The 19,225-nt window shown below is 57.7% G+C and carries 17 protein-coding genes; 7 read left to right on the top strand and 10 right to left on the bottom strand.

All coding sequences use genetic code 11. The annotated features are described in order from the left end of the window. Positions 1 to 3: 3 nt before the first annotated feature. The 5 genes from dnaN (at position 4) to HP564_RS18680 (ending at position 7,158) form a co-directional block, all read left to right on the top strand. Positions 4 to 1,104 (top strand): DNA polymerase III subunit beta, encoded by a 1,101-nt coding sequence (dnaN, locus tag HP564_RS18700; RefSeq protein ID WP_371245337.1) that lies wholly within the window; start codon positions 4 to 6, stop codon positions 1,102 to 1,104. Between the two features lie 175 nt (positions 1,105 to 1,279). Further along, positions 1,280 to 2,365 carry a DNA replication/repair protein RecF gene (gene recF / locus HP564_RS18695; RefSeq protein WP_371245336.1) on the top strand — a complete coding sequence of 362 codons (1,086 nt, stop codon included), beginning with the start codon at positions 1,280 to 1,282 and terminating at the stop codon, positions 2,363 to 2,365. Between the two features lie 17 nt (positions 2,366 to 2,382). Beyond that, on the top strand, positions 2,383 to 4,791 hold the full coding sequence (gyrB, locus tag HP564_RS18690) for a DNA topoisomerase (ATP-hydrolyzing) subunit B (RefSeq protein ID WP_371245335.1): 2,409 nt from the start codon (positions 2,383 to 2,385) through the stop codon (positions 4,789 to 4,791). A gap of 239 nt (positions 4,792 to 5,030) precedes the next feature. Then, positions 5,031 to 5,840 (top strand): sugar-phosphatase, encoded by an 810-nt coding sequence (yidA, locus tag HP564_RS18685; RefSeq protein ID WP_371245334.1) that lies wholly within the window; start codon positions 5,031 to 5,033, stop codon positions 5,838 to 5,840. A gap of 67 nt (positions 5,841 to 5,907) precedes the next feature. Next, positions 5,908 to 7,158: a DUF3748 domain-containing protein gene (locus tag HP564_RS18680; RefSeq protein WP_371245333.1), complete on the top strand. Its 1,251-nt coding sequence runs from the start codon at positions 5,908 to 5,910 to the stop codon at positions 7,156 to 7,158. Here HP564_RS18680 and HP564_RS18675 read toward each other — a convergent pair. Further along, positions 7,142 to 7,507 (bottom strand): YceK/YidQ family lipoprotein, encoded by a 366-nt coding sequence (locus HP564_RS18675; RefSeq protein WP_371245332.1) that lies wholly within the window; start codon positions 7,505 to 7,507, stop codon positions 7,142 to 7,144. The genes HP564_RS18680 and HP564_RS18675 overlap by 17 nt on opposite strands. 286 nt (positions 7,508 to 7,793) lie before the next feature. Between HP564_RS18675 and ibpA the strand changes: the two genes are divergently transcribed. Next, entirely contained in the window at positions 7,794 to 8,210 is a 417-nt protein-coding gene (gene ibpA / locus HP564_RS18670; RefSeq protein WP_371245331.1) for a small heat shock chaperone IbpA, read from the top strand. Between the two features lie 72 nt (positions 8,211 to 8,282). Here the strand turns inward: ibpA and HP564_RS18665 are convergent, their stop codons facing one another. Then, positions 8,283 to 9,194, bottom strand: coding sequence for an EamA family transporter (locus HP564_RS18665; RefSeq protein WP_371245330.1), 912 nt, complete (start codon positions 9,192 to 9,194; stop codon positions 8,283 to 8,285). 101 nt (positions 9,195 to 9,295) lie between these two features. On the opposite strand from HP564_RS18665, the gene HP564_RS18660 reads away from it, so the two are divergent. Continuing rightward, a complete protein-coding gene (locus tag HP564_RS18660; protein ID WP_371245382.1) occupies positions 9,296 to 10,720 on the top strand; it encodes a PLP-dependent aminotransferase family protein in 1,425 nt (474 codons plus the stop codon). A 35-nt stretch (positions 10,721 to 10,755) separates the two neighbouring features. On the opposite strand, the gene HP564_RS18655 is transcribed toward HP564_RS18660, so the two are convergent. The 8 genes from HP564_RS18655 to HP564_RS18620 form a co-directional block, all read right to left on the bottom strand. Beyond that, entirely contained in the window at positions 10,756 to 12,012 is a 1,257-nt protein-coding gene (locus HP564_RS18655) for a valine--pyruvate transaminase (protein ID WP_371245329.1), read from the bottom strand. Positions 12,013 to 12,089: 77 nt separating this feature from the next. Further along, positions 12,090 to 13,061 (bottom strand): glyoxylate/hydroxypyruvate reductase GhrB, encoded by a 972-nt coding sequence (gene ghrB, locus HP564_RS18650; protein WP_371245328.1) that lies wholly within the window; start codon positions 13,059 to 13,061, stop codon positions 12,090 to 12,092. A gap of 72 nt (positions 13,062 to 13,133) precedes the next feature. Beyond that, on the bottom strand, positions 13,134 to 14,414 hold the full coding sequence (locus tag HP564_RS18645) for an MFS transporter (protein ID WP_371245327.1): 1,281 nt from the start codon (positions 14,412 to 14,414) through the stop codon (positions 13,134 to 13,136). A 36-nt stretch (positions 14,415 to 14,450) separates the two neighbouring features. After that, positions 14,451 to 15,404 (bottom strand): sugar kinase, encoded by a 954-nt coding sequence (locus HP564_RS18640; protein WP_371245326.1) that lies wholly within the window; start codon positions 15,402 to 15,404, stop codon positions 14,451 to 14,453. Positions 15,405 to 15,413: 9 nt separating this feature from the next. Continuing rightward, positions 15,414 to 16,163, bottom strand: coding sequence for a sugar phosphate isomerase/epimerase family protein (locus tag HP564_RS18635; RefSeq protein ID WP_371245325.1), 750 nt, complete (start codon positions 16,161 to 16,163; stop codon positions 15,414 to 15,416). Between the two features lie 138 nt (positions 16,164 to 16,301). After that, the gene (locus HP564_RS18630; RefSeq protein ID WP_371245324.1) at positions 16,302 to 17,327 is read right to left on the bottom strand and encodes a LacI family DNA-binding transcriptional regulator; all 1,026 of its coding nucleotides are present in this window, start codon (positions 17,325 to 17,327) and stop codon (positions 16,302 to 16,304) included. Positions 17,328 to 17,398: 71 nt separating this feature from the next. Then, entirely contained in the window at positions 17,399 to 18,385 is a 987-nt protein-coding gene (locus tag HP564_RS18625; protein WP_371245323.1) for a LacI family DNA-binding transcriptional regulator, read from the bottom strand. Positions 18,386 to 18,528: 143 nt separating this feature from the next. Continuing rightward, entirely contained in the window at positions 18,529 to 19,191 is a 663-nt protein-coding gene (locus HP564_RS18620; protein ID WP_371245322.1) for an OmpA family lipoprotein, read from the bottom strand. Positions 19,192 to 19,225 lie beyond the last annotated feature (34 nt).

The following is a 19,225-nucleotide window of genomic DNA, read 5'->3' as shown; positions in this document are numbered from 1 at the left end:
GCTATGAAATTTATTGTTGAACGTGAACAGTTGCTAAAGCCGCTGCAGCAAGTCAGCGGTCCGTTAGGCGGTCGCCCGACGCTGCCAATCCTGGGAAATCTGCTGATGCAGGTTAATGACGGCACGCTGTTGCTGACCGGCACCGACCTGGAAATGGAGATGGTGGCGCGCGTTGCGCTGACCCAGCCGCATGAGCCAGGCGCAACCACGGTACCGGCGCGTAAGTTCCTCGACATCTGTCGCGGGCTGCCGGAGGGGGCCGAGATCAACGTGACGCTGGAAGGCGAGCGGATGCTGGTGCGCTCCGGTCGCAGCCGCTTCTCGCTTTCAACGCTGCCGGCCAGCGACTTCCCCAATCTGGATGACTGGCAGAGCGAGGTGGAATTCACGCTGCCGCAGGCGACGCTGAAACGCCTGATCGAAGCGACGCAGTTCTCCATGGCGCATCAGGATGTGCGTTACTACCTCAACGGTATGCTGTTTGAGACCGAAGGCGAAGAGCTGCGCACGGTGGCAACCGACGGCCATCGTCTGGCGGTCTGTTCGATGCCTGTTGGTCAGGCGCTGCCGAACCATTCGGTGATCGTGCCGCGTAAAGGCGTCATCGAGCTGCTCCGTCTGCTGGACGGTGGCGAAACGCCGCTGCAGGTGCAGATTGGCAGCAGCAACATCCGTGCGCACGTCGGCGACTTTATTTTTACCTCAAAGCTGGTGGATGGCCGCTTCCCCGACTATCGCCGCGTACTGCCGAAAAATCCGGACAAAGTGCTGGAGGCAGGCTGCGATATCCTGAAGCAGGCATTTGCACGTGCGGCTATTCTGTCGAATGAGAAATTCCGCGGTGTTCGCCTCTACATCACCGAGAATCAGCTGAAGATCACCGCCAATAACCCGGAACAGGAAGAGGCGGAAGAGATGCTGGATGTTACCTACGGCGGCACTGAACTCGAGATCGGCTTCAACGTCAGCTATGTGCTGGACGTGCTGAATGCGCTGAAGTGCGAGAATGTGCGCCTGCTGCTGACGGATTCAGTGTCGAGCGTGCAGATTGAAGATCTGGCCAGCCCTGCGGCGGCCTATGTTGTGATGCCTATGCGCCTGTAGACTGTATCGGTCTGGCTGACTTGCCACTCTGATTCCGGGCGGTGCTCGTCCCTGATCCCATACTCCCGTATGCGTTCAGGGCCTGCGCGCCGGGCGGAACCCGAGTGGCGAAGATGCCGACGGCCGGGATCGTTGCAAAACGAGACCTCTTTTGCCCTTCACGCTGGACTGATTCATGGCTTTAACCCGCCTCCTTATCAAAGACTTTCGTAATATCGAGCAGGCCGATCTGGCGCTCTCGCCGGGCTTTAATTTCCTGGTAGGAGCAAACGGCAGCGGCAAAACCAGCGTGCTGGAGGCGATCTATACGCTGGGCCACGGCCGTGCGTTTCGTAGTTTGCAGGCTGGACGCGTCATCCGTCACGATGAGGCGGCTTTTGTGCTGCATGGCCGTATTGAAGGCAGCGAGCGTGAAACCTCGGTGGGCCTGACGAAAAATCGCGCAGGGGACAGCAAGGTGCGCATCGACGGCAGCGACGGTCACAAAGTGGCTGAACTGGCGCAGCTGCTACCGATGCAGTTAATTACGCCTGAGGGGTTTACTTTGCTCAACGGCGGCCCCAAATACCGTAGAGCCTATGTAGACTGGGGCTGCTTTCATAATACCCCCGGCTTCTTTAACGCCTGGAGCAACTTGCGGCGGCTGCTGAAGCAGCGTAACGCTGCGCTGCGCCAGGTGACACGCTACAGCCAGATCCGTCCCTGGGATCAGGAGCTGGTGCCTTTAGCCGAACAAATTAGCCAGTGGCGCGCCGAGTACAGCGCGGCCATTTCTGCCGAGATCGTCGCGACCTGCGCGCAGTTTTTGCCTGAATTTGCGCTCAATTTCTCTTTCCAGCGCGGCTGGGACAAAGAGAGTGCTTATGCCGAATTACTGGAACGTAATTTCGAACGCGACCGCGCGTTAACCTATACCGCCAGTGGCCCGCATAAAGCGGATTTTCGCATCCGTGCCGACGGCACGCCGGTCGAAGATTTGCTGTCGCGCGGCCAGTTAAAACTATTGATGTGTGCATTGCGACTGGCGCAGGGAGAATTCCTGACGCGCCAGAGCGGACGCCGCTGTCTTTACCTGATTGATGACTTCGCCTCCGAGCTGGATGACAGCCGCCGACGCCTGCTGGCGCAGCGACTGAAAGCCACGCGGGCTCAGGTGTTTGTCAGCGCCATTGCTGTAGATCATGTCATCGACATGAGCGATGAAAAGGGCAAGATGTTCCGCGTGGAACAGGGTAAAATAGCGGTTCAACCTGAAGATTAAATGAGCGAGAAACGTTGATGTCGAATTCTTATGACTCCTCAAGTATCAAAGTATTGAAAGGGCTGGATGCGGTACGCAAACGCCCGGGTATGTATATCGGCGATACGGATGACGGCACCGGTCTACACCACATGGTATTCGAGGTCGTGGATAACGCAATCGACGAAGCGCTCGCCGGTCACTGTAGTGATATTGTCGTGACCATTCATGCCGATAATTCCGTTTCTGTTCAGGATGATGGCCGTGGCATCCCCACGGGTATTCATGAAGAAGAGGGCGTTTCTGCTGCGGAAGTTATCATGACCGTGCTGCACGCGGGCGGTAAGTTTGATGATAACTCCTATAAAGTGTCGGGTGGTCTGCACGGCGTCGGCGTATCGGTAGTCAACGCCCTGTCGCAGAAGTTAGAGCTGACCATTCGCCGCGAAGGCAAAGTGCATCAGCAGACCTACGTACATGGCGTGCCGCAGGCGCCGCTGAATGTCACGGGCGAAACCGAGCTGACCGGTACGCGCGTGCGTTTCTGGCCAAGCCATGAAACCTTTACCAACGTGGTTGAGTTTGAGTACGACATCCTGGCGAAGCGCCTGCGTGAACTGTCGTTCCTCAACTCAGGCGTGTCGATTCGTCTGGAAGACAAGCGTGATGATAAAGCCGATCATTTCCACTATGAAGGCGGCATCAAGGCGTTTGTTGAGTACCTTAACAAGAACAAAACCCCGATCCATCCGAACGTGTTCTACTTCTCTACTGAGAAAGACGGCATCGGCGTGGAGGTTGCATTGCAGTGGAATGACGGCTTCCAGGAGAACATCTACTGCTTCACCAACAACATTCCGCAGCGCGATGGTGGCACGCACCTTGCTGGTTTCCGTGCGGCGATGACGCGTACGCTGAACGCCTATATGGATAAAGAAGGCTACAGCAAGAAGGCGAAAGTCAGCGCAACCGGCGATGATGCACGCGAAGGCCTGGTAGCGGTAGTCTCGGTGAAAGTTCCGGACCCGAAATTCTCCTCACAGACCAAAGACAAGCTGGTCTCCTCTGAGGTGAAGTCCGCGGTCGAACAGCAGATGAACGAGCTGCTGAGCGAATACCTGCTGGAAAACCCGAGCGACGCGAAAATCGTTGTGGGCAAGATCATCGATGCGGCACGTGCCCGTGAAGCCGCGCGTCGCGCACGCGAAATGACGCGCCGTAAGGGCGCGCTTGATCTTGCCGGTCTGCCTGGCAAGCTGGCTGACTGCCAGGAGCGCGATCCGGCGCTCTCTGAAATTTACCTGGTGGAGGGTGACTCCGCAGGCGGGTCAGCGAAGCAGGGGCGTAACCGTAAGAATCAGGCGATTCTGCCACTGAAAGGTAAAATCCTTAACGTGGAGAAGGCGCGCTTCGACAAGATGCTCTCTTCGCAGGAAGTGGCCACGCTGATTACGGCACTGGGCTGCGGTATCGGCCGCGACGAATATAACCCGGACAAGCTGCGCTACCACAGCATCATCATCATGACCGATGCGGACGTCGATGGCTCGCACATTCGTACGCTGCTGTTGACCTTCTTCTATCGCCAGATGCCAGAGATCATTGAACGCGGGCATGTTTATATCGCTCAGCCGCCACTCTATAAGGTGAAGAAGGGTAAGCAGGAGCAGTACATCAAAGACGATGAGGCGATGGATCAGTACCAGATCGCTATCGCACTGGATGGCGCAACGCTGCACACCAACGCCAGCGCGCCTGCGCTGGGTGGCGAGCCGCTGGAAAACCTGGTCGCTGAGTTCAACAGCACGCAGAAGATGATCAAGCGTATGGAGCGTCGCTATCCGGTCGCCCTGCTACGCGGACTGATTTACCATCCGACGCTGGGTGATCTGAGTGAGGAAGCGGAAGTACAAGGCTGGCTGGAAGGGCTGGTGGCCTATCTGAGCGAGCGCGAAGCACACGGCAGCACCTACGTTGCCCAGGTTCGCGCCAACCGCGAAGAGAACATCTTCGAGCCTGTACTGCGCGTGCGCACGCACGGTGTGGATACGGATTACGTGCTGGATGCCGATTTCATTCAGGGGCCGGAGTATCGCAAAATCAACGCGTTGGGTGAGAAGCTGCGCGGCCTGATTGAAGAAGACGCCTACATTGAGCGCGGTGAGCGCCGTCAGCCGGTAACCAGCTTTGAGCAGGCTATCGAATGGCTGGTGAAAGAGTCACGCCGTGGTTTGTCTGTTCAGCGCTATAAAGGCCTGGGTGAGATGAACGCCGAGCAGCTGTGGGAAACCACCATGGATCCAGACAGCCGCCGCATGCTGCGCGTTACTATCAAAGATGCGATCGCAGCCGACCAGCTGTTCACTACGCTGATGGGCGATGCGGTTGAACCGCGCCGCGCCTTTATCGAAGAGAACGCGCTAAAAGCGGCGAACATCGATATCTAAACAGGGCTGAATGGCAGGGGCCAACCGCATTGTCGTTCAGGGCAGCTCCTGTGTCCCGCGTCATCTGTGGCGTGGGAGGCTTTTGCCACTGCTTTCTGCCCTTCACCTCTTTAGTCCTCTGTGGCTTCAGACCCTTCCTGTGCGGAAGGGTTTTTTTATGCCTGTAGCAGCGGGAAACTGGTCATTGTGAGCAGGATCGCGCTAGCATTTAAACCACACCCTGACTCAACGAGGAAGCTATGGCGATAAAACTGGTAGCCATTGATATGGATGGCACGCTGCTTAACCCGCAGCACGAAATCACGGCTGGCGTAAAATCCGCTATCGATCGGGCGCATAAAAAAGGCGTTGCCGTGGTGCTGGCAACGGGACGGCCCTACATCGGGATCCAGCGCTACCTGATGGAGCTTGGCCTGGTCGATGAAGGGCAATACTGCATCAGCTACAACGGTGCGCTGGTGCAGCGCGCGGGGGATGGCGAGTGCGTGGCGGAGATTACGCTGGGTTTTGACGACTACCTCTATATCGAACAGCTGTCGCGCGAGCTGGGCGTACATTTTCAGGCGTTCGATAAATCTTCTCTCTACACCCCAAACAAAGACATCAGCGAATACACCATTCACGAGGCGAGCCTGACCGGGATCCCGGTACGCTATCGCGCGGTGGAGGAGATGGATCGCGCTACGCGCTTTCCTAAGCTCATGATGATCGACAAACCTGAGAAACTGGATGCGGCTATCCAGCGCCTGCCCGCCAGAGCGCAGCAGAGCTACACCATCCTCAAGAGCGCGCCTTATTACCTGGAAATCCTCGATAGCCGCGTTAACAAGGGCCAGGGCGTTAAAATGCTGGCGGAAAAGCTTGGGCTGGCGCGCGATGAGGTAATGGCGATTGGCGATCAGGAGAATGACCTGGCGATGATCGAGTATGCCGGAATGGGTGTCGCGATGGGCAACGCCATCGACTCGGTGAAGAAAATCGCGCAGTTCGTCACCAAAACTAATATGGAAGATGGCGTTGCACATGCCATTGAAGAGCTGGTGCTGTAAGACCAGAGATGCATCTTTAACGCTTTTGGCGTAGCGTGTGGGGCAACATATTTAGCCAGGTTGCCCTATGCGCGAAAAACAACTGACTTTTGCTCCGCGTCATCATCAGCTTACCAACAGCCAGGTCTGGACGGCCGACAGCCAGTGGCTGGCGTTTGACGTGCGTCCGTCCGGCGCCTCCTTTACCAGCGAAACCATTGAGCGCGTAAACGTTATAACCGGTGAGGTTGACGTGCTGTATCGGGCTACCGACGGCGCGCACGTTGGCGTCGTCACGGTCAGCCCCGATCTGCCGCCGCGCTATCTGTGCATTCACGGTCCGGAGCATCCTGATGAGACATGGCATTACGATTTTCATCATCGACGCGGCGTCATCGTGCAGAACGGCCGTGCGCAAAACCTCGACGCCTGCGACATCACGCCCCCTTTTACGCCCGGCGCGCTGCGCGGCGGGTCGCATGTGCATCTCTTTAGCCCTGATGGCTCGCGCGTTAGCTTTACCTACAACGATCACGTCATGCACGAAAAAAACGTTAGCGAGGATTTGCGCAATGTCGGCATCGCCGTGCCGCTGCGCGCCGTTACGCCAGCATTAGCGCATCCGCGTGAATACAGCGGCAGCCACTTCTGTGTGCTAATCAGCCAGACCACCGTGTCGCCACGACCCGGCAGCGACGAGATTAATCGCGCTTACGAAGAGGGCTGGATCGGCACGCGCGGCTATCAGAAACCCGATGGTAGCTGGCAGCGCTGGGCCATCGCCTTTATCGGCGACACCCTTTCCGCTGACGGCGAGAAGCAGCCGGAAGTCTTCATTGTTGATTTGCCCGAGAGACTGGAGGATTACGCCAGACCAGGTGACGCACCACTGGAAGGCACGGAAAACCGTCTGCCTGCGCCGCCCGCTGGCGTGCAACAGCGTCGACTCACCTTTACGCGCGGCCTCGCTCAGCAGCCGCGCCACTGGTTACGTAGTTCGCCCGACGGCAGTGCGATTGCCTTCTTAATGGCGGATGAGCAGGGTGTGGTTCAGCTCTGGACGGTCTCGCCCAACGGCGGCACACCTCGTCAGATTACGCGGCTGTCCCACGCCGTGCAGTCGGCCTTTAGCTGGCATCCTCAGGGGGATGCGGTCGCCTTTGTGAGCGACGACCGGATAGTGCGATGCGATATCAGCAGCGGCGCGTGCCAGCCGCTGACAGCGCGCCACGCACAGCCGCCGAGCGGCGATGCAGTGGTCTGGTCGCCGGACGGAAAACAGGTTGCCTTTATGCGCGACGTGAACGGCTGGCGGCAGCTGTTTACGGTGCTGGCGTAGCGGCAGGATAGGGCGTAGCCTGCGCCAGATTCTCCTGCGTATGGTTTAGCTTTTCGCTCCTGAGAATGCGCTCGCGCGGAGAGTCCGCTGATTTGTCGTTGTCGCTGCGCGCGTAATCCCACGGCAGCAGCAGCGTATCCATAACGGCGGAAAAGGGCAGATCGATTAATGCCAGCGGTTTGAGCGCCCAGCTGCTCTGCTCATCGACCAGGATACTGGCACTGGCGCGAGTGCCAGGATAATAGCCCTGGCTGGGGCCCGTATGCGACATAACGCTGGAACATCCAGTGGTCATAAAGGAACAGCATGCCAGCGCACCTGCCAGAGGAAATGCCTTTAGTAATTTCATCTTCATCATCCCTTCAGCTGTCGTCGTTGCGCCAGCTGAGTTGGCTCGTCTGTTACCGTCCTCACTCTGTGGCGAGGTGAGCTATGCCAGACGAAAGGTCCCATGAGTGTATGTCATTTCAGCAGACTGGTGAAAAAAATTGCGTTCCTCCTCTTGAAAGCCAGGCAGGCGCACCCATTTTTAAGCTACGGACGCACCCGCTGTCGCCGACAGGGACATCGGGACGTCCGACAGCCTGTCCATTGTGGAAGGTTGCCAAAACTTGCTGAATATCAGGAGTCATTCCATGCGTAATTTTGATCTTGCTCCACTTTATCGTTCTGCTATCGGTTTCGATCGCTTGTTTAACCTGCTGGAGTCTAACCAGAATCAGAGCAACGGCGGTTATCCTCCGTACAATGTTGAACTGGTCAGCGAAAACCACTATCGCATCACGATTGCGGTGGCCGGTTTTGCTCAGAGCGAACTGGATATCACGGCGCACGACAACGTACTGATTGTCCGCGGTGCCCATCCTGAAGAGCAGACCGAACGTAAATATCTCTATCAGGGCATTGCCGAACGCAACTTTGAGCGTAAATTCCAGCTGGCGGATCACATTGTGGTGCGCGACGCGAAACTGGAAAATGGCCTGTTGAGCATCGATCTGGAGCGTATCGTCCCTGAAGAGGCGAAACCACGTCGGATTGAAATTCTGAACTAATCAGAATCAACGAGAAGAAAACGCCGCAGTCGCGGCGTTTTTTATGGGTGCGCTGGCTGGAGCCTGCGCACATTAAGAGGGCGTGCGCATCGTCAGGCGTTGACTTAACCGCGCGCCAAACACGTTAACCAGCAATCCCGCGATGATCACCACCGCACCCAGCAGCTGCTGAACTGACAGCCGTTCATCCAGCACCAGCACGGCGCTAAGGATACCGACAACCGGCACCAGCAACGAGAGCGGAGCCACGCGCCAGGTCTCATAGCGGCTGAGTAAATTGCCCCAGATGCCGTAGCCAATGATAGTGGCAAAAAAGGCGAGATAGATCAGCGCCAGTACCGTTTGCAGCGAGATATGCGCCAGGCTGGAAACGACGATGCTGCCGCCGTCAAACAGCCACGAGCAGGCGAAAAATGGCAGCACCGGCACCAGTGCGCTCCATACCACCAGTGACATCACCGGCACGTTGCGGTTACGCAGAATAATTTTATTAGTAATGTTGCCCATTCCCCAGGAAAGCGCCGCCGCCAGCGTCAGCATCATGGTCGTGAGCGTAATACCCGCCGCCGACTGGCCCTCCATACCTGCCGTTGCCAGCGTAAACAGGCCGAGCGTCGCAATCAGCATACCGGCGATATGGTTCCAGCGAAGCATTTCTTCCAGCAGCAGTGCGCCCAGCAGCAGGGTAAAAAACGCCTGCGCCTGCAACACCAGTGACGCCAGCCCGGCGGGCATCCCCAGCTTAATGGCGAGGAACAGAAAGGCAAACTGGCCAAAGCTGATGGTCATGGCATAGACCACCAGCCAGCGCAGCGGAATCGCGGGGCGACGCACAAAAAAGATCGCCGGAAAGGCAACCAGCGCAAAGCGGAGTCCCGCCAGCAGAAAGGGTGGCATGCCCTGTAAACCGAGCTTAATGACCACAAAGTTGACGCCCCAGGCGACCACGACGCACAACGCTAACAACATATCTTTGACTGACATACATTTCCCCGGTGTCAGACACAATTAACTGCTGCACCCTAAACTACTTTGAATGTACTCTCTTGAATATGCACAGATCGGCAGGATATGGGGTGGAACAGATGCCCGATGAAAGGGAAAATCAGCACAGTCGCTATCGCCAGATCGCTGAGCAGATTAAGCAGGCGATTCGCAACGGCACGCTGCTGCCAGACAGCCGGTTGCCCTCGGTGCGCACGCTGGCAGTCCAGTATAGCGTCAGCCCGACGACGGCATTAAAAACGCTACGCACGCTGGAAGATGAACGTTTTGCCGTGGCAAAGCCAAAATCGGGCTTCTTTGTTGCGCGGCGTCAGGCAAACATCCAGGCACCGCGCGCGGTTCAGCCGCGTCTGATTGCCCCGCTGGATGAGCAGACAGAGATGCATCTGGCGATCCTCGGTTCGGAGTGCCGGGTACGCCTCGATCTGGCGAACGGTGACAGTTCGCTCTATCCGGTTAAAAAAATTGGGCTGCTGATGCGTCAGATGGGATACAGCAAACCGGCGCTGCTGGGCACGACCGTAAAAGGCACGGGCTATCTGCCGCTAAAGCAGGAGATTGCGCGACGTGCGATAGCGTACGGTTGCACTATCCGCGCCGATGATATTCTGATCACCAACGGCTGTATTGAAGCGGTATCGCTGTCGCTGCGAGCCACCCTTAAGCCCGGCGACGTGGTGGCCGTTGAGTCACCCTGCTATTTTGTGCTGCTGCAAATGCTGCATAACCTTAATCTGCGCGTGATTGAGGTGGATGCCGGGCCCGAAGGCTATGTTGACGTTGAAAAGCTTACCGCGCTGTTTCGCCGTAAAGCTGTGCAGGCATTTCTCACCATCAGCAACGTTAATAATCCGCTTGGCAAATCGATTCCCAATGAGCAAAAGGCGCATATTGCTCGTCAGGCGGATGAGAACGATGTGATCATGATTGAAGATGATATTTTTGGCGATACCGCCTTTGGCGAGCGCCGTCCTTTCCCCCTGCGCGCCTTCAGCCCAAACGCCATTTTGTGCAGCGGATTTTCCAAAACCGTTGCGCCCGGCATCCGCATCGGTTGGGTGCACAGCGTTAACGTTATGCGCAAGATCGCGTCGCTCAAATATACCTCCACGATGGGCACCTCCATGTTGTCTCAGGCAGCGGTCGCTGAACTGCTGCGCAGCGGCGGCTATGACGCGCACCTGCGTAAGCTGCGTCGCGAACTGGCTGCTCAGATCCAGCCTTTGCGTCAGGCACTGCTGCGCGAATTTCCGCCAGGCACGCGCGTGTCGGAGCCGGAAGGCGGCTATGTGGTGTGGGTCGAGATGCCGCGCGGGGCACTTAACGTGCGTGAGCTGTTTTTGAAGGCGCGCGAGGCAGGGATCGGTATTGCACCAGGCCATATCTTTGCGACCGATGACCGCTACGATCACTGTTTCCGGCTCAATGCGGGTTTTGGCTGGAATGATGAGGTTGCGCAGGCCATTCGTCAGCTGGCGCAGTGGTGCCGGGAATCGCTGCTCTAGCCGATCGGGCTCCAGCATGGAGCCCGACTCATAAACTACAGCGCCTGTTCAGCAAACGCCTTCTCGACCTCTTCTGCCAGGATCTGCACCGCACGCTCAATATTCTCCGCCTCCGGCACATAGTTCATACGCATGCACTGGTGGGTGTGTGGCCACGCCTGCTCCAGACCAGGAAAAAAGAAGTGTCCCGGCACCATTAACACGCCGCGCGCCTTAAGGCGCTGATAGAGCGTTTCGGTTGTGATCGGCAGCTCACGGAACCACAGCCAGAGAAAAATCGCGCCCTCCGGCTTGTGGATCAGGCAGCGGTCTTGCGACAAATAGCGGCGAATAATCGCTATCGTTTCAGTGACCTTCGCCTGGTAAAAAGGCTTAATCACCTCTTCCGACAGTCGCAGCAGGTCGCCACGCTGGATCATCTCGGCGGCGATGGCCGGGCCGATGCTGCCCGGCGCCAGGCTGATAATGCCGTTCATATTGCTGATGGCGCTGATGATCTTCTCATCGGCAACAATAATGCCGCAGCGCGCACCCGGCAGGCCAAGCTTCGACAAACTCATGCAGAGAATAATGTTGGGATTCCACAGCGGACGCGCTTCGCTAAAGATGATGCCGGGAAAAGGCACACCGTAGGCATTATCGATCAACAGCGGAACATCGTGCTGCTGCGCCAGCGCATCAAGCTGCATCAGCTCGTCGTCAGTTACCACGTTGCCGGTAGGATTCGTGGGGCGCGATACGCAAATCAGGCCGATATCCTCATGCATCGGCAGATGCTCAAAATCGACGTGGTATTTGAATTGGCCTTCCGGCAGCAGCTCAATATTCGGCTTAGCGGAAACGAAGAGCTCTTCATCCAGTCCGGCGTCGGCATAGCCCAGATACTCCGGGGCCAGCGGAAACAGCACGCGCTTTTTGCTGCCGTCGGCGCGGCGCCCGGCGAACAGATTGAAGAGATAGAAGAAGGCGCTCTGGCTACCGTTGGTAAGGGCAATATTTTTCGCGGTCACCGGCCAGCCTAATTCACTGCTGAGCAGCGTCGATAGCGCGTTAAGCAGCGTGGCTTTGCCGCGCGGGCCGTCATAGTTGCAGAGCGCTTCGCTCAGCTTGCCTTCGTTGTGCATCTGCTGTAGCAGCTGCTGAAAATAGTCATTCATCGCCGGGATCTGCGCCGGATTGCCGCCGCCGAGCATAATGGTGCCGGGCGTGCGCAGGCCCGCGCCCATATCTTCCATCAGGCGTGAGATGCCAGTGTGCTGGGTAAACTTGTCGCCGAACTGAGAAAAAGACATATAAAAGTTAAAAACGTGTGACGAATGGGAGATCAACCATAACGCCCGCCAGCGGCGGGCGCAATGGGAAGGGGGGATTACTTAAGGATGTCCGGGTTAACGCAGTTCTTCTCTACCTTACCGGTGAGCGCGGCAATCAGGTTCTCTACCGCATCCTGCGCCATGCCGTAGCGCGTTTCATGGGTCGCAGAGCCGATATGGGGCAGTGCCACCACGTTTGGCAGTGAGAACAGCGGCGATTCAGTCAGCGGCTCCTGCTCGAACACGTCCAGGCCAGCGGCGTGAATGGTGCCCGCTTTCAGCGCCGCAATCAGCGCCTCTTCATCCACCACCGGGCCACGTCCGGCATTAATCAGAATAGCGCTCGGCTTCATCAGCTTAAGCTGTGCCGCGCCAATCAGGTGGTGGGTCTGCTCGGTAAGCGGCAGGCTGATACAGACAAAATCACTCTCTTTCAGCAGCGTGTCCAGATCGCAGCGCTGTGCGCCAAAACGCGACTGCGCCTCTTCATGTTCACGGCGCGCGTTATAGAGCACCTTCATGCCGAAGCCGAAGTGCGCGCGCTGCGCCAGCGCCATGCCGATGCGGCCCATACCGAGAATGCCGAGCGTCTTATGGTGGACGTCGATGCCAAACTTATCCGGCCCGATGCTCTTGTTCCACTGACCCGCTTTGACCCAGGCGTCCAGCTCGGTCACGCGGCGTGCGCTGCTCAGCACCAGCGCCATCATGGTATCCGCTACCGTTTCGGTCAGCACCGTTGGCGTATGCATCAGCAGCACATGACGCTGATTAAGCGCATCAACGTCGAAGTTGTCATAGCCCACCGATACGGTAGAGCAGGCGCGCAATTTAGGCATTTTCGCCAGCAGATCCCCGTCCACCTTGCCGCCTGAACCGATTAATCCTTCGGCCTGCGCCAGCGCGTCAGCGTGCTGCTGCTGGCTCTCCGGCGACAGGTCTTTAATTTCGGTGACGTTAAACTGCGCGTCGAGCCGGGCACGCAGATCGTCCGGCAGGCTTTTATACAGAATCACGGATGGTTTCATCGTTCGCTCCCTGTAAAACGTGTGACGGGCGACACACAGGTCGCCCGGAGAAGAGGGTCAGCGCTTACGCTTTCAGGCGTGTTTCGCGCCATGCAGCGGCGGCGTTTTGTTCTCAGCCGGCTTGACGATCAACGTCAGCCAGACCGACACCAGCAGCGCTGTGCCCATAAAGATATAGGAGGCCGCCGGACTGCCCGTCGCTCCATTAAGATAGCCGACAATCCACGAGCCGACGAACGAACCCAGCGCGCCCATGCTGTTGATCAGCGCCATTGCGCCACCCGACACGTTGCGCGGCAGCATTTCCGGGATAATAGCGAAGAAGGGACCATAAGGGGCATACATCGCTCCCCCTGCAATCACCAGCAGCCCATAGGAGAGCCAGAAGTTGCTGGAGCCGACCAGATAGGAGCCGAGGAAAGCCAGTGCGCCAATCAGCAGCAGTGGCCAGACAAACAGCTTACGGTTCTGCATTTTGTCCGACGCCCAGGAGACCACGATCATCGCAATGGTCGCCACCAGATAGGGCACGGCCGACAGCCAGCCTGCTTCTACCATACCCATCTGCGTGCCGTTACGCAGAATCGACGGCAGCCACAGTACAAAACCGTATACGCCGATGCTCCAGGCAAAATATTGCATACAGAGCAGGATCACATTGCGGTTGCGGAACGCCTCACCGTAGTTACGCACGGCTTTGATATTCTCCTGCTCTTTTTTTAACTGAGCAGCAAGCGCGGCTTTTTCTTCGGTGCTCATCCAGCGCGACTGTTCTGGCTTATCCTGCACCATGAACCACCAGGCGATGGCCCAGATCACCGCCGGAAATCCTTCGATGATAAACATCTCGCGCCAGCCAAAGGAGTCAATCAGATAGCCCGACACCACCGACATCCACAGGACCGTTACCGGGTTGCCGAGGATTAAAAAGGTATTGGCGCGTGAGCGTTCTGATTTGGTGAACCAGTTACTGATGTAGATCAGCATGGCGGGCATCACGGCCGCTTCGACCACGCCAAGCGCAAAGCGGATGGCTGCCAGCATCGGAATATTGCTGACCACGCCGGTCAGCGAGGCACAAACACCCCATAAAATCAGGCACCAGAAAATCAGTTTTTTTACGCTGCGGCGTTCGGCGTAGACCGCTCCGGGGATCTGGAAAAAGAAGTAGCCGAGAAAAAAGAGTGCGCCCAGCAGCGAGGACATGCCTTTGGTAATGCCCAGATCGTCGTTTATGCCTGCGGCAGAGGCGAAGCTAAAGTTCGCGCGATCCAGATACGCCAGACTGTAGGTGATAAACACGATGGGCATGATATACCACCAGCGTTTCGGCGCGATTGTCTGCGATTTCATGGTGTTCTCCTCTGATATTGCGCTTTCGGATAGCGGCTAGAAGTCGCCTAATTCGCTGCGCGTAGGCAGCCCTTCGCTGTCACCGATCACCTGAATCGCCAGCGAACCGATTCTGTTGCCGCGCTTAATCGCCTGCGGCAGCGTTTTACCTTCCAGCAGAGCGCTGATTACGCCGACGGCAAAGCCGTCACCAGCGCCCACGGTATCCACAACATTTTCCACGCGAATCGCCTCAACCTGGCCCTGCTCGCCCTGCGCCGTTTTATACCAGGCGCCGTCACAGCCGGTTTTAATCACTACCGCTTTCACCCCTTTGTCGAGGTAAAAATCAGCAATCGCCTCCGGCTGGCGGTAACCGGTCAGGATATAGCCCTCTTTCTCGCCCGGTAGTACCCAGTCTGCATATTCCGCCAGCTGGTTAAGCTGCTGACGCATCTCCTCTTCGCTGCGCCACAGCACCGGCCGCAGATTGGGATCAAAGGAGATGGTTTTGCCGCGTGCACGCATTGCCTCCGCACTGTGCTTCAGCAGCGCCAGCGAGCCGGGAGAGAGGGCGGCGGCAACGCCGCTCAGGTGCAGATGGCGCGCTGCGCCGAAGTAGTCACTGTCGAAATCTTCAACGGAAAGGTGGCTGGCAGCGGAGCCTTTACGAAAATATTCCACCAGCGGATCGGAACCGTCATCGACCTTCGATTTCAGCTGAAAGCCAGTGGGATAGCGCCCATCCTTTGTAACGCGCTGATGGTTGACGCCTTCACGCTCCAGCACCTGGCAGATAAAACGGCCAAAGCTGTCATCACCGACGCGGCTCACCCAGCCGACCTTAAGGCCAAGGCGCGCCAGGCCAATCGCCACGTTAAGCTCTGCACCTGCCGCGCGCTTGATAAAGCTTTCTGCGGCGGCGAGATCGCCCGTTTCACGCGCGACAAACATCGCCATCGCTTCGCCGATGGTGACGACATCCAGCGTGCCATTATCCAGAGTAGTCATCTCTTCTCCTTACACATTGCGCAGCAGCGTCACATAGTGGCGCGTAACCGCCAGCAAATCCTCACCTTCCAGCGGGAACTCAATGCCGCGCGCTGCGCCGGCGGGCAAATGTTGCAACAGCTGACGCCACGCATCACTGGCTTCATCCAGTGGGATGGCGCGAAAGCTGTCACCCTGTGGCACAGCGGCTTTAACGTGGATATAGCTTACAAAGCGGCCCAGCAGCGAGGCTGCATCCAGCGCATTCTCATGTGTCCACAGCCAGTTGCCCATATCAAATGTCATTACTATCGGCAGGCTTGCCTGTTCCACTGCATGAAAAAAGTGCAGCGAAGGGGCAAGTTCGCCGTTAGCGGTCTGATCGTTTTCAATTGTCAGTGCAGTCGGATAGCGTTCGCAAAGTGCATGTAGCGCTGCGCCGTGCAGTTCACCGCTAAATCCGCCCAGCGCCAGCTTCAGGCGCTGGGCATCAAGCAGCTGAGCTTCTTTAAAGTAGTTCTCCAGCCGGGGATTTAGCGCGCCGTCGTCACAAAACAGCGTGTCAGGTACCGAATAGCTGGCGTGTAGCTGGTGCTGCTGAATCGCCTGCGCCAGCGTGGGCAGGTTGTCGAGCGCGGCAGCATCAAAGAGTTCGCGACGAATTTCAACCCCGTCAGCCCCCGCCTGCTGGATCAGCGGCAGCAGAGCCTGCTGGCCGCCCAGCGCCGCGACCTGTTGCTGTCCATAAGCAGCGGTCACTACAATAATTTCAGCGTTCATCGTCCCTCCTGAAAGGCGCATTAAGCAAAACTCACAGGGAAAACGTTAATTGGAACCGGTTCCAAAGCAAAGGAGCAGACGCTGAAACTATGATCGTGCTCACGAAGCGAGCACGAGAAAAAGGGAGAGAGGACAGGATCAGGAAAGTGGCTGGCTGGAACCCCGCACCACCAGTTCACCGGAAAAAACCTGCTCGCCAACCGGCCCGGCAGTGCCTTCAATGCGGGCGATAAGACGCTCCAGTGCCGCATAGCCAATCTGCCAGGTTGGCTGACGCAGTGTGGTGATGCCGACGCCTGCCAGCGCCGCCCACTCCAGTTCATCAAACCCGAGCAGACCGATGTGTTCACCCCAGTGCATGCCGATGCGCTGCATCGCACGTGCAACCTGTAAGGTCATGGCACCGTTGGCCACCATCACCGCCGCCCGTTTGCCGCTGTGGCGCTGCGCATAGTCGAGCAGCAGCGCATCCAGCGCGGCAGGCTGATGCTGCGGCACTTCGGCGTTTTCGTAGGTAACAGCCGGGCAGGCGGCCAGCCGCTGGCGAAATGCCTGCAGACGCTCGCGGCGCGTGTTGACGGTACCGAGCGGCTCGCTTAAAAACAGCAGCGCCTCATAGCCGTTGTTCAGCAGATGCTCGGTGGCAATTATCGTGGCTTCGGCGTTATTCAGGCCGACCACGTCACAGGCGAAGTCAGGAATTTTACGGTCTATCAGCACCATCGGCAGCAGCGACTGCTGCAGACGACTCAAAGCCTCTTCGCGCATCCCCACTGCGTTCACGACTACGCCCTCAACCTGATAACTGCTCAGCAGCTGCAAATAGTGCTGTTCCAGGTCCACCTCATTATTGGTATTACACATCAGCAGCGTGAAGCCGCGCTCACGGCAGGCCGCTTCGATACCGCACATGACATCAACCGAATAGGGGTTAGTGATATCCGCAATAATCAGGCCAATCAGGCGCGTGCGCCCGCGCTTCAGACCGCGCGCCATCTGGCTGGGACGATAATCAAGCTCGGCAATTGCCTGTTCAATACGCGTTTTTAGATCCGCGGAAAGGAGATGCTGCTCGCCGTTGAGATAGCGCGAGACGCTGGTTTTACCGGTTCGCGCGCGGCGGGCAACATCGCTGATGGTGGCGCGAGGCGGTCTGTTCTTCATGTCGATACCTGTAAAAAGAGAAACAGGCAGAGACTAGCACAGCCCAGGGCCGTCGCAAAAAAGGACGTGCATCAGGATGGCATGGATTCCAGCCAGGGATGACAGAGCTGCTGGAGCTGTTCCTGTGGCGCACCGTTCAACAATTGCACCAGCATTTCAGCTAACAGATCGCCGGTTTCGCGCTGCGATGCCTGACAAATAGTGATCACTGGCGCATCGACGATAGCTTCGCGCGGCAACCCCTCCCAGGCATAGAGGCGCACCGCCTGCGCGCCGTAAAGACGATGAGCCTGCTGTATCGCCAGCGCCGCACCTTCTGCCAGTGCGCTACTGTCGGTGATAATCGCCTGGAGGGCAGGGTGCTGTGCCAGCCAGGCGGCACTTTGCTGATAGCCAGCGCGACGCGAGGGTGGCACGGCGGCGATGGCAAACGGCGCGAGATCGGCCATTGCATCAACAAAGCCGCGGCGGCGATCGCGGACAAAGGTGGTCGCCTCATCGCTGCCCAGCCAGGCGATTTGCGTCAGGCCCTGTTGCCGGCAAGCCTCTACCGCCAGGCGGGAACCCCGCTGATGATCCACATCCAGCCAGGCATAGGGCTGCGGCAGATCGCTGCGCCCCAGAGCGATAAAACGGAAATTTTTTTGCTGCAAACAGAGCAGGCGCTCGTCCTGCGGTACCGTGTGGGTCACGATCAGCGCATCCAGTACCCGGCTGCGCATCAGCCGCGCCAGGGTGCGCTGCGGATCATCCGGCTTATCGACGAGCAGGAGCAGATCAATATCTTGCTGAGCAAGACGCTGATCGAGCGTCAGCAGCATTTCGCTAAAGCGGCAGTCGCTGATGGGAGAGAGGCTGGTGGGAAAAACCAGTCCAACGGCATTGGCCCGGCCAGTTTTCAGACGGCGCGCGGCGGCATTCGGCCGGTAACCCCGACGTTCAGCCTCGGCCTCAATGCGCTTGCGGGTGTCGTGCGAGACATCATCATAGCCGTTTAACGCCCGGCTAACCGTGGTAACGGACAACCCCAATACACTGGCAATAGCTTTAAGTGACATGCTGGATGACTCGCTGAACACGTTTTTTTCACGCTAACATAAAGTCTGCTTTGGCACTAGAGATTGCAAGATAATCGACTCGCTTTATGGAAAACGGGGCCGAAAAACGACAAAAAAAACGCCCCGACAGGGGCGTTGGCTTGTCAGCCTGACGGGCTGAGCGTAATTTCTACGCGGCGGTTTTGCGCTTTACCCGCCTCGGTACTGTTGGTGGCAACGGGATTATCCGGCCCCATACCCTGAGTGCGCAGACGATTCGCTGCCACGCCTTGCGTGATGAGCGAGCTGGCAACGCTCTCAGCACGCTGCTGTGACAGCTTCATATTCAGCGCGCGCGACCCGGTGCTGTCGGTGTAACCCACGACGTTAACAGCAGTTTTCGGATACTCTTTCAGCACCATGGCAACGCCAGTCAGCGTGTTGGCACCTTCTGCCTTCAGGCTGCTGCTGCTGGAGTCAAAGGTGACATTATTCGGCATGTTCAGCACGATATTGTCGCCCTGGCGGGTCACGCTGACGCCGGTACCGCGCATCTTCTCGCGCAGCTTGGCTTCCTGCACATCCATGTAGTAACCGATGCCGCCGCCCAGGGCTGCACCCGATGCCGCGCCAATCAGCGCGCCTTTGCCCCGATCTTTTTTCGAGGAGGAGAGAACGCCTACGCCTGCGCCCACCAGCGCGCCCACGCCTGCGCCAATACCCGATTTACCGGCCTGGGACTCATTGGTGTAAGGGTTAACGGTACAACCTGACAGCGCAATGCTGCCGCTCAGTAACAGGCAAATCGTAAATGTCTTTTTGTACATGCTCATTCCCTAAATCAAATAAAGACGTTAAGTC

Source organism: Pantoea sp. KPR_PJ (assembly GCF_041386365.1).
GTDB lineage: Bacteria > Pseudomonadota > Gammaproteobacteria > Enterobacterales > Enterobacteriaceae > Pantoea.
Note: the sequence above shows the minus strand (reverse complement) of the source record. Positions and strands in the feature narration are given on the sequence as shown.

Bases quoted from the DNA above. Each gene is read 5' to 3' on its own strand.
- dnaN (WP_371245337.1), top strand. From the start codon at position 4: ATGAAATTTATTGTTGAACGTGAACAGTTGCTAAAGCCGCTGCAGCAA.
- recF (WP_371245336.1), top strand. From the start codon at position 1,280: ATGGCTTTAACCCGCCTCCTTATCAAAGACTTTCGTAATATCGAGCAG.
- gyrB (WP_371245335.1), top strand. From the start codon at position 2,383: ATGTCGAATTCTTATGACTCCTCAAGTATCAAAGTATTGAAAGGGCTG.
- yidA (WP_371245334.1), top strand. From the start codon at position 5,031: ATGGCGATAAAACTGGTAGCCATTGATATGGATGGCACGCTGCTTAAC.
- HP564_RS18680 (WP_371245333.1), top strand. From the start codon at position 5,908: ATGCGCGAAAAACAACTGACTTTTGCTCCGCGTCATCATCAGCTTACC.
- HP564_RS18675 (WP_371245332.1), bottom strand. From the start codon at position 7,507: ATGAAATTACTAAAGGCATTTCCTCTGGCAGGTGCGCTGGCATGCTGT.
- ibpA (WP_371245331.1), top strand. From the start codon at position 7,794: ATGCGTAATTTTGATCTTGCTCCACTTTATCGTTCTGCTATCGGTTTC.
- HP564_RS18665 (WP_371245330.1), bottom strand. From the start codon at position 9,194: ATGTCAGTCAAAGATATGTTGTTAGCGTTGTGCGTCGTGGTCGCCTGG.
- HP564_RS18660 (WP_371245382.1), top strand. From the start codon at position 9,296: ATGCCCGATGAAAGGGAAAATCAGCACAGTCGCTATCGCCAGATCGCT.
- HP564_RS18655 (WP_371245329.1), bottom strand. From the start codon at position 12,012: ATGTCTTTTTCTCAGTTCGGCGACAAGTTTACCCAGCACACTGGCATC.
- ghrB (WP_371245328.1), bottom strand. From the start codon at position 13,061: ATGAAACCATCCGTGATTCTGTATAAAAGCCTGCCGGACGATCTGCGT.
- HP564_RS18645 (WP_371245327.1), bottom strand. From the start codon at position 14,414: ATGAAATCGCAGACAATCGCGCCGAAACGCTGGTGGTATATCATGCCC.
- HP564_RS18640 (WP_371245326.1), bottom strand. From the start codon at position 15,404: ATGACTACTCTGGATAATGGCACGCTGGATGTCGTCACCATCGGCGAA.
- HP564_RS18635 (WP_371245325.1), bottom strand. From the start codon at position 16,163: ATGAACGCTGAAATTATTGTAGTGACCGCTGCTTATGGACAGCAACAG.
- HP564_RS18630 (WP_371245324.1), bottom strand. From the start codon at position 17,327: ATGAAGAACAGACCGCCTCGCGCCACCATCAGCGATGTTGCCCGCCGC.
- HP564_RS18625 (WP_371245323.1), bottom strand. From the start codon at position 18,385: ATGTCACTTAAAGCTATTGCCAGTGTATTGGGGTTGTCCGTTACCACG.
- HP564_RS18620 (WP_371245322.1), bottom strand. From the start codon at position 19,191: ATGTACAAAAAGACATTTACGATTTGCCTGTTACTGAGCGGCAGCATT.